This window comes from Roseovarius sp. (assembly GCF_030373445.1).
GTDB lineage: Bacteria > Pseudomonadota > Alphaproteobacteria > Rhodobacterales > Rhodobacteraceae > Roseovarius.
The window spans coordinates 97101-111741 of sequence record NZ_JAUCYU010000008.1 but is presented as its reverse complement, the minus strand read 5'-3'; the positions used below and the strand labels follow the sequence as shown (position 1 = coordinate 111741).

General features: G+C 66.7%; 14 protein-coding genes. 6 read left to right on the top strand and 8 right to left on the bottom strand.

Annotated features, from left to right (window positions below):
* The first annotated feature begins 46 nt into the window (after positions 1 to 46).
* Positions 47 to 811 (top strand): class I SAM-dependent methyltransferase, encoded by a 765-nt coding sequence (locus QUV18_RS15245; RefSeq protein ID WP_300894867.1) that lies wholly within the window; start codon positions 47 to 49, stop codon positions 809 to 811.
* 72 nt (positions 812 to 883) lie between these two features.
* Here the strand turns inward: QUV18_RS15245 and QUV18_RS15240 are convergent, their stop codons facing one another.
* A complete protein-coding gene (locus QUV18_RS15240) occupies positions 884 to 1636 on the bottom strand; it encodes a Stf0 family sulfotransferase (protein ID WP_300894866.1) in 753 nt (250 codons plus the stop codon).
* A gap of 260 nt (positions 1637 to 1896) precedes the next feature.
* On the opposite strand from QUV18_RS15240, the gene QUV18_RS15235 reads away from it, so the two are divergent.
* Positions 1897 to 3267 (top strand): YadA-like family protein, encoded by a 1371-nt coding sequence (locus QUV18_RS15235; RefSeq protein ID WP_300894865.1) that lies wholly within the window; start codon positions 1897 to 1899, stop codon positions 3265 to 3267.
* Positions 3264 to 3740: a hypothetical protein gene (locus tag QUV18_RS15230; RefSeq protein ID WP_300894864.1), complete on the top strand. Its 477-nt coding sequence runs from the start codon at positions 3264 to 3266 to the stop codon at positions 3738 to 3740. Before QUV18_RS15235 ends, QUV18_RS15230 begins: the two co-directional genes overlap by 4 nt.
* A gap of 64 nt (positions 3741 to 3804) precedes the next feature.
* On the opposite strand, the gene QUV18_RS15225 is transcribed toward QUV18_RS15230, so the two are convergent.
* Entirely contained in the window at positions 3805 to 4119 is a 315-nt protein-coding gene (locus QUV18_RS15225) for a nuclear transport factor 2 family protein (RefSeq protein ID WP_300894863.1), read from the bottom strand.
* Positions 4120 to 4224: 105 nt separating this feature from the next.
* Here QUV18_RS15225 and QUV18_RS15220 point away from each other — a divergent pair, with 105 nt between their 5' ends.
* Positions 4225 to 4572, top strand: a complete 348-nt coding sequence (locus QUV18_RS15220) for a helix-turn-helix domain-containing protein (RefSeq protein WP_300894862.1) — start codon at positions 4225 to 4227, stop codon at positions 4570 to 4572.
* Between the two features lie 136 nt (positions 4573 to 4708).
* On the opposite strand, the gene trpS is transcribed toward QUV18_RS15220, so the two are convergent.
* The 3 genes from trpS to murJ form a co-directional block, all read right to left on the bottom strand.
* Positions 4709 to 5728 carry a tryptophan--tRNA ligase gene (gene trpS, locus QUV18_RS15215; RefSeq protein WP_300894861.1) on the bottom strand — a complete coding sequence of 340 codons (1020 nt, stop codon included), beginning with the start codon at positions 5726 to 5728 and terminating at the stop codon, positions 4709 to 4711.
* Positions 5729 to 5887: 159 nt separating this feature from the next.
* Positions 5888 to 6319, bottom strand: coding sequence for an ASCH domain-containing protein (locus tag QUV18_RS15210; protein ID WP_300894860.1), 432 nt, complete (start codon positions 6317 to 6319; stop codon positions 5888 to 5890).
* A gap of 76 nt (positions 6320 to 6395) precedes the next feature.
* Positions 6396 to 7934, bottom strand: coding sequence for a murein biosynthesis integral membrane protein MurJ (murJ, locus tag QUV18_RS15205; RefSeq protein WP_300894859.1), 1539 nt, complete (start codon positions 7932 to 7934; stop codon positions 6396 to 6398).
* A gap of 229 nt (positions 7935 to 8163) precedes the next feature.
* Between murJ and QUV18_RS15200 the strand changes: the two genes are divergently transcribed.
* Both QUV18_RS15200 and QUV18_RS15195 read left to right on the top strand, forming a co-directional pair.
* Complete coding sequence (locus QUV18_RS15200) at positions 8164 to 8835, top strand: class I SAM-dependent methyltransferase (protein WP_300894858.1); 672 nt, start codon at positions 8164 to 8166, stop codon at positions 8833 to 8835.
* Positions 8836 to 8840: 5 nt separating this feature from the next.
* Entirely contained in the window at positions 8841 to 10082 is a 1242-nt protein-coding gene (locus tag QUV18_RS15195; protein WP_300894857.1) for a hypothetical protein, read from the top strand.
* An 83-nt stretch (positions 10083 to 10165) separates the two neighbouring features.
* On the opposite strand, the gene QUV18_RS15190 is transcribed toward QUV18_RS15195, so the two are convergent.
* The 3 genes from QUV18_RS15190 to QUV18_RS15180 all read right to left on the bottom strand — a co-directional run bounded on the left by QUV18_RS15190 (position 10166) and on the right by QUV18_RS15180 (position 14627).
* Positions 10166 to 10684, bottom strand: a complete 519-nt coding sequence (locus QUV18_RS15190; protein ID WP_300894856.1) for a toxin-activating lysine-acyltransferase — start codon at positions 10682 to 10684, stop codon at positions 10166 to 10168.
* Positions 10681 to 11646 (bottom strand): Hint domain-containing protein, encoded by a 966-nt coding sequence (locus QUV18_RS15185; protein WP_300894855.1) that lies wholly within the window; start codon positions 11644 to 11646, stop codon positions 10681 to 10683. Before QUV18_RS15185 ends, QUV18_RS15190 begins: the two co-directional genes overlap by 4 nt.
* A 215-nt stretch (positions 11647 to 11861) precedes the next feature.
* The gene (locus tag QUV18_RS15180) at positions 11862 to 14627 is read right to left on the bottom strand and encodes a [protein-PII] uridylyltransferase (RefSeq protein ID WP_300894854.1); all 2766 of its coding nucleotides are present in this window, start codon (positions 14625 to 14627) and stop codon (positions 11862 to 11864) included.
* Positions 14628 to 14641: the final 14 nt, after the last annotated feature.

Sequence of the window (14641 nt, the reverse complement as noted above, 5' to 3'; positions counted from 1 at the left end):
GGCGTTCCGGCTTGCCAAGGAACGGGGCGCAGGTAGGGTGCATCGGATGGAAAACCATGTGGATATCAACCGCGATCACTGGAACGGGATGGCGGAGGAGTGGGTCGCGGCGGGCGAAAAGGCCTGGGCGAGCGAGAGCCCCTATTGGGGCATCTGGGAGGTGCCCGAGCGGGAGCTGGGGCTGCTGCCGGAGGATATGGCCGGCATGGAGGCGGTCGAGCTGGGCTGTGGCACGGGCTATGTCTCGGGCTGGATGGCGCGGCGCGGGGCGCGGGTTTCGGCGATCGACGTTTCAGAGGGACAGCTGGCCACGGCGCGGCGGCTGGCGGGCGAGCACGGGGCGGATATCCGGTTCGAGGAGGGCAATGCCGAGGTGTTGCCCTTTGCCGACGGGGCGTTCGATTTCGCGATCTCGGAATATGGCGCGGCGATCTGGTGCGATCCGCAGGTGTGGCTGCGGGAGGCGTGGCGGGTGCTGCGCCCCGGCGGGCGGCTGGTGTTCCTTGGCCATCATGCCTTTGTCTACCTGACCACGCCTCTGAACGGGGCGCCCTGCGAGCGGGTGCTGCACCGGGCGTATCGCGGCATCGGGCGGGTGGACTGGACGCAGGTGGAGATTGACCCGGGCGGGATCGAGTATTCCCTCACCTTCGCGGACTGGATCACGCTGTTCCGGGAGATCGGCTTTTCGGTGGAGGGGCTGAAGGAGGTCTATGCGCCGGAGGGGGCGGACGGCGAGGAGTTCGGGATCCCGGCGGAGTGGTCGCGGGATTTCCCGGCGGAGCATGTTTGGTGGCTGCGGAAGGGGTGACCGGTTGTGGTTGGCGCCGGGGCGAGGCCCCGGGCCAGGCCCGGGCGGGGAGTGGTTTCGGGGCGGCGCGGGTTACTTTCGGGCGTCCTGTCTGAACCGGGCTGCCCAGTCTTCGTTCACGGCGTCGGAGAGGCGGGCGGTGGCGGGTGTGATGGTGGCCGGGTCGGGGGCGGGCTGGCCGAGGGCCTGGCAGATGCGGGCGAGGCTGGCGGCGGGGTTGTTCACGAGGATTTCGTAGGAGAGTGACAGGGGCGTGATGTCCTGGGCCGCGAACCAGCGGTGCCAGGCCGCATCCTGCGCCTCGATATTGGCCAGCGTGGCCGAGAGCAGGGCGTAATCGTAGGCGGGGGTTTTGGCCGGGGCGGTGCGTTCGATCTCGGTGCCGTCGCGGGCGCGGTGCCAGAGGCCGGATTGCCGGGCGCGGACGAGGGAGATGGCCTGGGCCAGCTTGTCGCCGCGGGAGATGTGGAGGTAGGCGAGCCGCCCGAAGGCCCGTTCGAGGCGGGCGCGGTCGGTGGGCAGGCCGGGGAAGAGGGTGTCGAGGATGGCGGAGAGCTCGGGCAGGGTTTCCTGCATCAGGCGGAGGCCGAAGACCGGGGTGCCGCCGCGGCCCTCGGCGATGGCGGCGGCGAGGTAGGCGCGCTGGAAGGCGGGCTCGCCGACCGTATCGCGCGGGGGCAGGCCCCAGCCTTCGGGCCAGTCGGCGATATCCTCGCGGCGGTAGAAGGAATGCGGCGCGCCGAGCCCATGATCGGTGAGCAACCCGCAGAGCAGGGTGCTGCCGGTGCGGGGGGTGCCGCAGAGGATGTAGGCGGGCCGGGTCATGTGCTGTCTCAAGGGGTGTTCGGGCGGAGTATCGGGTTTCGGTTCAGTGGGGGCAAGGTGGGCCCTGGCACGGCGGCTTGGCGAAGTTTCGCCGGTTCGCCGCCGCGGCGCAGGATTCCGTAACGTAAACTTGTTCGACTCTGACGCTCACGCTATCGTGAATGGGTCAACCCGTGGTTGCGGGCGGCCGGGCTTGAGGGGGCGCATCGGCCTGCGGACATGGCGGGTTTCCGGGTATCGGTACACGGAGGAAACGTACCATGATCGGCAAGGTGAAGCATTTCGGGAAAGGTGAGGGTATCGGGTGCGTCGCGCTGGCGGCGGTGATGGCGCTGGGCGTCGGGGTGGTGCCGGGCGGGCCGGCGCGGGCGGCGGAGTGCCTGCTCGACACGAACAACAACAACCTGGCGGACACCGGCGTGGACACGACCGGGGGCGCCAACGACAACGGTGTCGCCTCGGCGACGGCCTGTGGCACCGACGCCGAGGCGTCGGAGCCGGACACGGTGGCCGTGGGTAACAGCACCGAGGCGAGCGCGCTGGGCGCGGTGGCAATCGGGGGTGATCCGAATGCGACCGGGCTGGGCACGCGGGCGTCGGGAGAATACGCGGTGGCGATAGGTGGCGACGCGGATGCGGATGCGGCGCAGGCCATCGCCATCGGCGGAGAGGCGGATGCCGCCGGCCCCGGCGCGGTGGCGATGGGCGGCGATCTGGACGGCAACGACCAGGGCGCGCTGGCCGTGGGGACCGGGGCGGTCGCGGTGGGGGCGGACAGCCGGGCCACGGCCGCGCGCGCGGTCGGCCTCGGTCTGCAGGCGAGCGCGACCGGCGCCGACTCGGTGGCCATTGGCGGCAACGTCGACGCGAACGGACCCGGCGCGGTGGCCATCGGCGGTGACCCGAACGCGAATGGCTTCGGCACGCGGGCCGCGGGCGCTTATTCCGTGTCGATCGGCGGTGACGCGGAGGCCAGTGCCTCTCAGGCCGTCGCGGTGGGCGGAACCGCGATTGCCGGTGCGACCGGCGCCATCGCGATCGGCGGAGCGGCCATGGGCAGCGGCATCGGCGCCCTGGCCAACGGGCAGGATGCGGTGGCCATCGGGGCGAGCGCCTCGGCCACGGCAACCGACTCGGTGGCGATCGGGCGGCAGGCGGCGGCGACCCATGCCAATGCGGCCGCCATCGGGGCCAACGCGGCGACCACGCGGGACAACCAGATGATGTTCGGAACCGTCGCGAATACCTATACCGCGCCCGGCATCACCTCGGCCGCAAGTGCCGCGGCGCAGACCGGGCCGGTGCAGGTGGTGACCTCGGACGCATCTGGCAATCTTGCCACCGACGGCGGGGCGCTGTTCGCCGCCGCGGCGGCGATACCGGGGCTGCGGCGGGACGTGGACCGCAACCGGGAAGGGGTGGCGATGGCGATGGCGCTGGACGTGCCTTACGTGCCGCCGTCGGAGACCTTCGCGCTGGGCGGGGGCTTGGGCTTCTTCGACGGGTCGTCGGCCTTTGCGCTGTCGGGCGCCGTGCGGATCAGCCCGAGCGCGCAGCTTGACGCGGGGCTGGCCTACGGGTTCGACCGGGACACGCTGGGCGGCCGGGTCGGGATGACCTTCAGCTGGTGAGGTCGATGCGGGCGGCATGGCTGGCGGTGGTGGTCGCGCTGATGCTGGCGCAGGGGGCGGCGGCGCAGGAGGCGGCGCCGGCGCCGCCCGGCCGGTCGGAGACGGCAAGGCTGGTGTGGTCGACGCTGATCGCGGTGGACCATGCCAACCGGACTGGGAATTACGCCGTGCTGCGCGACCTTGGTGCGCCGGATTTCCGCAATGCCAACGACCCGGCGAAGCTGGCGGCGATTTTCGCGTCGATCCGGGAGAGGGACCTGGGGCTGGAGCGGGTGGTTCTGTCGAACCCGGTCTATGCCGAGCCGCCGGCGCTGACCGAGACGGGGCTGTTCGAGGTGAAAGGCAGCTTTCCGGCGCGGCCGGAGGGGGTTTCCTTCGAGCTGTATTTCCAGCATGTCGAGGGCGACTGGAAGCTCTACGGGCTGGGGATCTTCGCGCTGGAGGCAGAGGCCGAGGCCGAGGCGGCGGAGTAGGGCCCTGGCCGTACGCCACCGGCACCCGGCGGGGCCGATGGCGTGGGGGCCGTCGGGGCGGGCGTCAGGCGATCTCGACCTTCGAGATCAGGCCGTCGGCCAGTTCGAACCGGTAGGTCAGGTCGACCGGGCTGCCCTTGAAATCACCGGTGAGGCGGCATTCCATGGTGGCCGTGTCACCGTCGTGGCCGCAGGAGAGGATATCCTGCCGGTAGTCGATCCTGGCGACGCCCTCGCGCCACTTGCGGATCTCGGCGCGGCCGCGATGGGTCTGGCGTTCGTCGGTGGCGATGCCATCCTCGGTGAAGCAGTCGGCGATTTCCCCGGGCGAGCGGGCGGCGACGTAGCGGATGACGGGAAGCGGAAGCGTGTCGGTCATCGGGGGATCCTTCTGGTTGGATTTGCGATGAGGGATATTTGCGGTTACATGCAAAACGAAACAAGAACGCACCGGAAAGTGCGGTACGCACCGGGAAGTAAGCGCATGGAAGATGCCACGGAAATTCCGCCCCACGGCTACACGCGGGAGACCGCGACGGCCGGGATCGAGGGGGCGCTGAAGGTGATCGAGGGCCGCTGGAAGCTGGAGATCCTGTTCCAGTTGTTCGGCGGGCAGGTCCTGCGGTTCTCGGAACTGGAGCGGGCGATCCCGGAGGTTTCGCAGAAGATGCTGATCCAGCAGTTGCGGCAGTTGGAGAGTGACGGGGTGGTCAGGCGCACCGTCTACCCGGAGGTGCCGCCGAGGGTGGAGTATGGCCTGACGGACTGGGGGCAGGCGCTATGCCCGGCGCTGGATGCGCTGCTGGGCTGGGCGGCGGCGCGGCCGGAGTGAGCGGGGCGGGCGCGGATAGGTCGCGCCATGGGGGTGTTCCCGCGCGGCGCCTGCCTGGCGACCCGGAATTTGCGCAAATTCCGGGGGTGGAAAATGCGCATTTTCCATCCCGGTTTCCGCGCGGGAAACGGGGCCCTCAGGCCCCGACCATGCCCATGATCTGGTAGGTTTTCTTCAGGATCGGCGCGGCGATGGCGCGGGCGCGGTCGGCGCCGGCGGCGAGGATGCGGTCGATCTCGGCCACGTCTTCCATCAGGCGGGACATCTCGGTCGAGATGGGCGCGAGCCGGTCGACGGCGAGGTCGGCCAGCGCCGGCTTGAACTCGGAGAAGGGTTTGCCGCCGTGTTCGGCCAGCACCTGATCGACGCTCAGGTCGGCCAGCGCCGCGTAGATGTTGACGAGGTTCCGGGCCTCGGGCCGGTCGTCGAGCGGGCCCTTCTCGGAGGGCAGCGGCTCGGGGTCGGTCTTGGCCTTGCGGATCTTCCTGGCGATCGTGTCGGCATCGTCGGTGAGGTTGATGCGGGACATGTCGGAGGGGTCGGATTTGGACATCTTCTTCGAGCCGTCGCGCAGGCTCATGACGCGGGTCGCCGCGCCCTCGATGACGGGCTGGGTCTCGGGGAAGAAATCGACCTCGAAATCGTGGTTGAACTTGCGGGCGATCTCCTGCGTGAGCTCGAGATGCTGTTTCTGGTCCTCGCCCACGGGCACGTGGGTGGCGTGGTAGACGAGGATGTCGGCCGCCATCAGCGCCGGGTAGCCGAAGAGCCCGAGCGAGGCGTTCTCGGCGTTCTTGCCGGCCTTGTCCTTGAACTGGGTCATACGCTTCATCCAGCCCATGCGGGCGACGCAGTTGAAGACCCAGGCCATCTGGGTGTGCTCGGCCACCTGGCTCTGGTTGAAGAGGATCGATTTCGTCGGGTCGATGCCCGAGGCGATGAAGCCGGCGGCCAGCTCGCGGGTGGCGTGGCGCAGGTCATCGGGTTCCTGCCAGACGGTGACGGCGTGCAGGTCGACCATGCAGAAGATCGACTCGATGCCTTCCTCTTGGCTGTCGGCGAAGCGCTTGAGCGCGCCGAGGTAGTTGCCAAGATGCAGGTTGCCGGTGGGCTGGATGCCCGAGAAAACGCGCGGTGTGTGGACCACCTCGGTCATGGGGTGTGCTCCGTCTGGAATGCCGTGTTGGCCTCGCTTACTTCCGGGGGCGGATCGCGTCAAGGAGAGCGGGGGGTGAGGGGGCCTGCGGTTTGGGTCGGTCGCCTTGCCGGTGGCCGGTGCCTCGTTCGAGCGAGGCAACCGGATCTGGTGTCGCGATCAAACGGCTGACCGGCCCGGCGCGAGATCCTCGACCAGAACGAACCGTTCCCAGATGACCTGCATGTCCTGTGAAAACCCGCCGTTCCGTTCGAAATAGCCCTTGTGACCAGCGCGCCAGCCCTCGAGGCTGTCATCCTCGCCTTCGGCCAGGGCCATCTCTTCGGTCACCTCGTCGAACCGGCACTGGATCAGTTCTGCGGTCTCGATCACGAGGGCCGGTGTATCGTCCCAGTTGAGGCAGATATCCCGCCGGCCGACTTCCGGCAGGGGCTCGTCCTTCCCGAAGTCGCGGAGGGCGCTGCAGGTTGCCGTTTTCCGGCCACGCCGCACCAGCGAGACCAGTGCGTCGGACAGTGCGGCGCTGTCGCCGAACTTGAAGGTGCTGGCGGAGGGGTAGCGCGCCCTCAGCGCGGCCAGGTTATCGGGCATGTCCGGTCTTCTTCTTTCGAGCGTCGTTGCCGGGTATCATCTCGCAGGTTCGTGACCCTTCGCAAGGGCGCCGGGATCAGCGGCGCATGGCGGCCTTGAACTCGGCGATGCGGAAGGCGCCGAGGAGCTGGCCCAGGAGGAAATAGGCCAGGGTGCCGGAGGCGATCAGCCCGAGCAGCGCCAGCCAGCGCCAGCCGCCCAGGCCGAAGGCCGGGGTGAGCAGGGCCGAGACCGCCCAGAGCACCACGCCCATCAGCACCGAGGCCAGCACGATGCGCCAGATGCGGCGGCGGAAGCGGTCGTCGAAGCGGGCGACCTCGCCGAAGCGGCGGCCGCCGCGGGCCAGTTGCCAGACCATGACCCAGGCCGCCGCGGTTGTGGCGATGGCCGCCGCGAGCCAGCCGATGGCGAAGGCGAGGCCGATGGCGAGGACGGCGTTCACCACCATGGCGACGAGGGCGTAATGGAAGGGGCTTTTCGTGTCCTCGCGGGCGAAGAAGAGCGGTTGCAGGATCTTCTGCAGCACGAAGGCGGGCAGGCCGAGGCCGTAGATGGCGACCGCCAGCGCCGTGGCGGCGGTGTCGTCGGCCCCGAAGGCGCCGCGCTCGAACAGGACCGAGACCAGCGGCAGGGGGATGATCATCAGCGCCACGGCGCAGGGGATGGTCAGCGCCAGCGACAGCTCGCCCGCGCGGGAGAGGGCGTTGCGGGCGCCCGCGTCGTCGCCCGCCTTGAGGCGGCGGGAGAGGTCGGGGAGCAGCACGATACCCACCGCGATGCCGACCACGCCCAAGGGGAGCTGGTAGAGGCGGTCGGCGGAGTAGAGCCAGCTGACCGCCTTGTCGTAGTTCGACGCCACGAGCTGGCCCACCAGCAGGTTGACCTGGACCACGCCCCCGGCCAGCGCGGCGGGCACGGCGACGCGGACGAGGTTCTTCATTTCGGGGGTCCAGCGGGGGCGGACGGGGCGGATGCGCAGGCCGGCCTTGTCGGCGGCGATCCAGACCAGTGCGAGTTGGGCGATGCCGGCGAAGGGGATTGTCCAGACCAGCGCCTTTGCCACCTCGCCGCCCATCGCCCAGGCGACGGTCATGGCCGTGACCAGCATCACGTTGAGCAGCACCGGCGCGGCGGCGGCGGCGGCGAAGCGGCCGGTGGCGTTGAGCACGCCCGAAAGGAGCGCGGCGAGCGAGATGAAGAGCACGTAGGGAAAGACGATGCGCCCGTAATCGACGGTCACGTCGAAGCGGGCGTCGCCGTAGAACCCTTCGGCCGTGGCGTAGACCAGTGCCGGCATGAAGATCATCGACAGCGCCGTGAGGGTGAGCAGCACGAGGCTGAGGCCGGAGAGGGCGAGGCTGGCGAAGGCTTCGGGGGATTCGTCGGCCTCGAGCCGCTTGGAGAACATCGGCACGAAGGCCGCGTTGAACGCCCCTTCGGCGAAGAAGCGGCGGAACATGTTGGGCAGCCGGAAGGCCGCGACGAAGGCGTCCATCAGGACGCCGGGCCCGAGGAAGCCCGCGATCAGCACGTCGCGGGCGAAGCCCAGCAGGCGGCTCATGAGCGTCCAGCCGCCGACCGTGAGGATGCCGGAGAGAAGGCGGATGGGCTTCATGGGGGGTGGCCTTTTCGGCTTGGGGTGTGTCGTTTGCCGAGGAGTAGCGGATTGCCGGGGGCGGGGGAAGAGTGGCTGAAAGGCCGCGGCGGCGGGGTGCCGGGGGCCGTGACGGGGGCTGGAGCGATCCGGAACAGGGTGAGCGTTCCCTGGCAGGTCGGCACGCCGTCATGAACAGTTTCGCCCTGTCCACATCATGCTAAGATACCGAGAAATCGAGGATGTTCACATGACGAGCCGTTGGCCAGACGACTACTTTGAGAAAAATATTGCAGACAGGATCAAGGCCGTCGGCCATCGTCAATATGTCGGAGGGTTTTCAGATCAGCTCTGGTACGAAATTGGAAAGCTGCAATATCACTTCCTTGTGCAGCAAGGCCTTAAGCCCGAGCACGTGTTTTACGATGTTGCCTGTGGATCGTTGCGGCTCGGACAGTACCTGATTCCGTACCTGAACGACGGGCGATATCACGGTCTGGACCTGGATCAGACCTTGATCGATATCGGAATTGAGAAGGAATTCTATACTGATATCATCGCTCTAAGAAATCCGCGTTTCTTTGTTAACGAAGAATTCGATTTCGGAATTTCTCCGAATTTCGACTTTGCAATCGCGCAGTCACTTTTTACTCATCTCGACCCGGATGACATCAGGTCGTGCCTGAGCGCGATGCGAGGAAAGTGCCACGCTCACAGCCAGTTTTACTTTACCGTCTTCTTGAAAGAAGGACGTAGCCCGGAAAACCCCGGTGGACCCTCGGATCCGAACAAGAACTGGTTCTATCGTAAAGAAGACATTGAAGACTTTTGCGAGACGACAGGGTGGTATGCAGACTTCATCGGCGATTGGCGGCACCCTGCTAACCAGATGATGTTCCGCGCCCGTCCAGCAGGACGTTGAGCAGCATGGCCGATACACTGAAGATTGTTCGAGAAGAAGAGCGCGTTGCTCTCTACGACGGCTCAAGATTATTCATGTCCGCGCCTGCCGAGTCGGCGTCTAGTGTGTTCGAATACGCCCTTGACCTGTGCGATGAATCCGTCGGTCACATACAAGTATCGGCTGGTCGTTTCCAGTTGACCAAGCCGATCCGGGTCGACAAACCCGTAACCCTTGAGGGGGCCGGCTACGCGACCAAGTTGATACCGCCCGCAGGGCAATATGCAATTGAGGTCAACGCCAGCTTGCGCAGCCCCACGAGGCGCCAGGTCATACGCGATTCCACAACGTGGCTCTACAACATGGAAATCCGTACCCATGGAATCGTGTTGCGTGATCTGTGCATTGACGGCGAAGGTCAGGGAAAGGGGCTTTCCGTCGAATTCCTTATCGAGGGCATGTTCTCGGGGCTGTTCATTCATCGAACACGGGACGGGCCGGGCTTGCGTCTTGGTCCTTCGGTCATGGAAACGGGCTTTCATGATATTCACATGCTGGATTGTGGAACGCCCGATCAGGCTGCAGTGTCGCTCGAAGCGCAACCCGAGGGTGATGCCTGCAACAATGTCATTTTCCAATCGGTCTTCATCATCTTTCCAAATGGTTGTGCAATGGAGATCGGAGCTGGAATGGGAGTACAAAAACCCAGACTTATTACCCTTCGCGACTGCATGATGCATGGCTGGCTTCCGTGGCAGAAAACCGCAAAGGGGCCTCTGTTGCGGATATCGGGATTGGATCCGGTACGAGGGTTAAAGGTTTTTGGAGGAAGAGTGACGTGCGGGCATGTCGAGTCGCCATGCGTGAGCCTGTTGGAAGGCAGAGCGAAATTCTTCGGAGTGTCGTTCGGCGGCGGCGGCGGCTCTTGTGCAATCATGACCAAGCCAGACACACATGCCGTTATCCGGGATTGCGACTTTCATGGTTTGCGCGGCAAGGATACCATTGGTGATATTGCGCATATTTCCGGAGATGTTCACTTCGAGTCGAACGTTTGCGAAGCGAATTCGGGCCGCTTGATCTTTAATGAACCGGCGCAAGGTTTCGTCACCCATAACCATTTCCTCAAGAATAACGCCAATCGGCCTTTGCTGTTGCGCCATGGCAAGGCCGAGACTCAAGTGGTCGTTTCTGCCAACCGCTTTGGCTGCCAGCGCGATCTTGACGATGCTGATCCCGCGATGCGCAACATACTTTCCGACCGTTGAATTCCCCCGAGGTCTCGCCGTTCTGGTGACAGGGCAGGCGGCGCGACGTCCGGCGCGCCTGGAAAGTCAGCCGGTACGGGGGGTCAGGCGGGGCGGTCGAGGAACTCCGCCTCGGTGTAGACCTTCGACAGGGCGTCGCGGCGGAAGTCGATATGGACGATGCGGCGGGTGCGGTTGTCGTCGCCGACGCGGCGGAAATGGAAATCGTCGTCGGTGAAATGCCCGTCCTGCATGATCCAGCGGACCATGCTTTTCGTCAGGCCGCGATAGGGCGCCATGATGTCGACGATCCACAGGCGGTCGCCGCTGTTCCAGTCTTCGGGGCGGAGGTCTTCCCCGGTGATCAGGCGGCGCTCGGCCTCGGTGCCGAGCCAGCCCCAGGTGTAGAGGCCGCGGGCCACGCCGTCGAACCGGAACAGGCGGAACTGGCCCAGCAGCAGCGGCGGTTCGAGGTAGGTGCGGAGCTGGGCCACCGGCATGCGCGCGTGGCGCGGGCTGCGGAAGGCGAGGAACATCATGTCGCCATAGGCGCGCAGGCGTTCGGGCGAGGGGGCCTCGATATCGGGGAGGGTCTTGCCGGTATCGTCGGTGAGGGCGGTCATGAGGCGATCCTCCGGTCCTGGGCGTGCCCGTTGAGCAGGGCGGTTTCCCACGGGCGCAGCACCATGCGGGCGGTTTCCGGGGCGCCGGTGCCGCGGGCGAGCTCGGGGAAGAGGCGGAAAAGCTCGGCGCGGGTGTCCTCGGCGAGGTCGCGGAGGGCGTATTCGCCGGGGTGGAAGCTTTCGGTGGGCAGGCCCTCGGTCAGCATGATCTCGTGCCGGTCGAAGAGGACGTGGAAATAATCGACCCCGGGGGCGGCATGGTCGATGCGGATGGTCAGGTCGTTGACCAGCCCCTTGGCGGGCACCAGCACCTGCGCGGCGCCGAAGAACAGCTCGGCCCGCCAGTCGTCGAGGAGGATGCGGTGCTGGGGCGAGACGGTGAGGTCGCGCCCGGGCTGGCCCGGGCCGAAGGCGCCGGCGGCGATGCGGACGGGGCGAAGCGAGGGGTCGGCGGCCAGCTCGGCCGCCGGGACATGGCGGCAGCCGATCCAGCGGACGGGGCGGGCCGGGCCGTCGAGGGTGCAGACGCGGTCGCCGATGCGCAGCTCCTCGACCGGGACGGGGCCCGTTTCGGTGTCGATCAGGGTGCCGCGGGCGACGCAGATCGTCACGTTGATGATGATCGTGTCGGTGTCGGTGCCCTGGCTGTCGCGGCCGGTGACGGAGATCACGATGGTCTGGTCGGAGCCGGAGGCCAGGATCGCCTCGCGGTCGACGTGGAACTCGAACTCGCCGGTGGCGGGGTCGTATTCGAGGTCGCCGTACTCTCCGCCCTGGGTGACGGTGAAGGTGTAGCCCTGTGTGGCTTCGCTGGCACCGCCGCCCATCATCGGGACTTCGTCGAAGTCGCCGGAGACGGTGGTGACGTCGGCACCGGTGAGGGCGACGTCGAATGTCCACGTGTCGATCCCGGATGTGCCACCGCCGGTGGCACCCGTGGTTTCGCTGATGTTGTAACCCACTGCTCTGTCCTGCCTGTGTCAGCTCGTTTCGGCTGATTTGTGAGCAGTTTACCGCGTGTTGCCGGGTTTGTCGACGTGGTCGGGGCCTGCCGGGGGGAACCGTGGCGGCGGGGTCGCAGGTGGGACGATATCTTTAAAAGATATCGGGTCGAATTCTTTTAAAGAATTCGGGCGGTGGCGTGGTGGGAGGCCCCGGATCAGGTCCGGGGCGGGGATCATTCGGAGGCGCGCTCGACGCCCTTGTCGATGGCTTCGCGCAGCTTGCGTTCGAGGACGCGCTGCTTGCTTTCGGTGTAGAATTTCAGGCCGAACATGTCCTTCACGTAGAAGGTGTCGACCACCTGCTCGCCATAGGTCGCGATGACGGCGGAGTTGATGTAGACATTGCCCGCCGCCAGCGTGCGGGTGAGGTCGTAGAGCAGGCCGGGGCGGTCGCGGGTGTCGACCTCGATGATGGTGTAGATCTCCGAGCCTTCGTTGTCGAAGGTGATATGGGTCGGCACCTTGAAGGCGCGTTCGCGTTTCTTGAGCTTGTCGCGCGATTGCATGGCGTCGCGGGCGACGACCTCTCCCTTGAGGGTCTTGGTGATCATCTGGCGCAGGCGGGGGAGGCGTTCGGATTCGTAGGGGTGGCCTTCGCTGTCCTGGATCCAGAAGACCGCCGTGGCGAAGCCGTCTTTCGAGGTGTAGGTGCGCGCGTCGACCACGTTGGCGCCGACGAGGGCCAGCGCGCCCGCGAGGCGCGAGAAGATGCCCGGGTGATCGGCCAGCGCGAAGCAGGCGCGGGTGGCGTCGCGGTCGTCGTCGACGGCGAGGTCGATGGCGATCTCGTCTTCCTTGAGGTCGCGCAGGAGCCGCGCGAAGACCACGTGCGCCGTGACGTGCAGCCCCTGCCAGTAGGGCGGGTAATGGCGGGCGGTTTCGGCCTTGAGATCCTTCGGATCCCAGTCGGCCAGCTCCTCGCGGAGGTTGCGCTTGGCGTCGGAGCCACGCTGTTCGCGGTTGAGCTCTTCGAGCCCGCCTTCCATGGCGCGGCGTGTCTGGCGGTAGAGCGCCCGCAGGAGCGAGGCCTTCCAGTTGTTCCAGGTGGTCGGGCCCACGCCGCGGATGTCGCAGACGGTGAGCACGCAGAGAAGGTCGAGCCTTTCCTTGGTCTGCACCGCCTTGGCGAAGTCGCGCACGGTGCGGGGGTCGGCGATGTCGCGTTTCTGGGCCATGTCCGACATCAGCAGGTGATAGCGGACGAGCCATTCGACGGTATCGACCTCCTTGGGCTTGAGCCCGAGGCGAGGACCGACCTTGCGGGCGATCTGGGCGCCGAGGATCGAGTGATCCTCGTCCCGGCCCTTGCCGATGTCGTGCAGCAGCAGCGCCACGTAGAGCACGCGGCGGTTCACCCCCTCCTCGAGGATCGAGGAGGCCACCGGAAGGGCCTCCTTCAGCTCGTGGCGTTCGATCTTGTCGAGCTGGGAGATGCACTGGATGATATGCTCGTCGACCGTGTAGCTGTGATACATGTTGAACTGCATCAGCGCGCGGATCGGTTCGAATTCCGGCAGGTAGGCCGAGAGCACGCCCAGCTCGTTCATCCGGCGGAGCGCCCGTTCGGGGTTGCCGTGTTTCAGCAGCAGGTCGAGGAACAGCTTGCGCGCCTTGGGGTCGTTGCGGAAGCTTTCGTCGATGAGTTTCAGGTTGGCCGTCACCAGGCGCATGGCGTCGGGGTGGATGAGCAGACCGGTGCGCAGCCCTTCCTCGAAGAGCCGGAGGAGGTTGATCCGGTCGGAGAGGAATTTCTTCTCGTCGACGATGGCAAGGCGGCCATGCACCTCGGCGTAATTGTCCTTGAGCTTGCGCTTGCGCTTGAAGAGCCGTTGCAGGAGCGGCTGGGATTTCACGTGCGACGCTTCCAGCTTGGTCAGCAGGATGCGCGTCAGCTCGCCCACCGCCGTGGCGTGGCGGAAATAATCCTGCATGAAGTGCTCGACCGCGCGGCGGCCGGGCGTGTCGACATAGCCCATGCGGGCCGCGACATCGACCTGAAGGTCGAAGGTGAGCTGCTCGGTGGCGCGCCCGGTGATCAGGTGCATGTGGCAGCGCACCGCCCAGAGGAAGTTGTGGGCCTTGGCGAAGGTGGCGAATTCCTCCTCGGCGAAGAGGCCGAGGGTGACGAGATCGGCCACGTCGTCGACCCGGTGAACATACTTGGCGACCCAGAACAGGCATTGCAGGTCGCGCAGCCCGCCCTTGCCCTCCTTCACGTTGGGCTCGACCATGTAGCGGACGCCCTGCTTCTGGTGCCGGCTGCCGCGTTCCTCGAGCTTGGCCTCGATGAATTCGCGCTCGGTGCCTTCGAAGAGCTCTTCGCGCAGGCGGGTGTGGAGGGTCTCGCCCAGCGCGGCATCGCCGTAGATGAAGCGTTTCTCCAGCAGGGCCGTGCGGATGGTGAAATCCTCGGCCCCGAGGCGCAGGCAATCCTTCACCGTGCGGCTGGAATGGCCGACCTTCAGGCGCAGGTCCCACAGGATGTAGAGGGTGCTTTCAATGACGCTCTCGGCCCAGGGGGTGATCTTGTAGGGCGTCAGGAACAGCAGGTCGACATCGGAGAACGGCGCCATCTCGCCCCGGCCGTAGCCGCCGACGGCGAAGACGGCGATGCGCTCGGATTCGGTGGGGGTGGGCAGCGGGTGCAAGTGGCGGGCGGCCACGTCGAGCGCGGCGCGGACCACGCAATCGGTCAGCCAACTGTAGGAGCGGATCGCCGCCTCGGCGGCGAAGGGGTCGGCCGAGAGGCCGGCCGCGATGGCGTCGCGCCCGTCCTCCATCGCCGCGGCGAGCGTGTCGACCACCGCCTTGCGCTGAGCCGCGGCATCGCTGCCCGCGGTGCCGATGGCCGCGTCGAGCGCGCGACCGACGGCATCCTCGTCGAAGATACCGTCGGCCGGGCCGATCAGGTCAGCCGGAGGGGGCGTTGCGTCTTTCATTCCGGTCCGGTCGG